The sequence below is a fragment of the Oleiphilus sp. HI0125 genome (genome assembly GCF_001635355.1).
The window spans coordinates 1-760 of record NZ_LWGF01000067.1 but is presented as its reverse complement, the minus strand read 5'-3'; the positions used below and the strand labels follow the sequence as shown (position 1 = coordinate 760).

Sequence of the window (760 nt, the reverse complement as noted above, 5' to 3'; positions counted from 1 at the left end):
GTTACGCCAATAATCAGCACGAACCACAACGACCATAAACCTAAAAACTTGTGTAGATCGCCCAAAAATACGCGGAAATTTGCATTCCATCGAGGAAGCTTAAAGAACTGCTTCCAGAATTTGCGATAAGAGATTAGCCCAGTAATTAAACCAATCAGACACAGCACACCAAAGACATTGACGACCGCACGGCCAATTAATGGCATGAACAAGTTTTTGTGGAGAATTGACATAAACTCTCCAACAGTCAAAAAATTCGTTACGCCAGTAACTTCTCCAGTGTAGGGGTCTGCCCAAACTTTTTTAAACCCACCATCGGGTAGGGTCATCATCGCGTGAGCAGCGGTATGTGTTCTATCGTTTGCTGTTTGAAAAGCGCTTAAACCGACGTTAGGTAGTTGCTCTTGCATTCGGTCAAATACTTCACCCGAACTTAATCTTTCTCCCTGTGGTTGAACTCTTACCTCGGAGTAGACTAGCCAGTCGATTTCTTCTGCGAATACGGCAAGCGTTCCAGTAATTAGTACCACACTAAATAGAAGGGAAAGCTTTAAGCCAATGTAGCTATGTATTAGGTAAGCGGCTTTATGTGCCGTAAGCTTTTTTTTTCGCGACTTCTTTTTGCTTTTGTCGGTAGTGGGTTGTGCTTCTTGTCCAATCTCGCCGAAACCCGAGGCGGTATTTACGTCTGCGCTCACTGCAGAAACTCCATTGTATGTTTGTTTTGGATAAAAGAATTGCTGTTAGATGTATATGATAA

Annotated in this window: 1 protein-coding gene; it reads right to left on the bottom strand. The window is 42.9% G+C overall.

Going from position 1 to position 760, the window contains the following annotated elements:
• Window positions 1-698: PepSY domain-containing protein (locus tag A3762_RS01100; RefSeq protein ID WP_197468918.1), on the bottom strand; the 698-nt coding region annotated here is incomplete at its 3' end.
• Window positions 699-760 lie beyond the last annotated feature (62 nt).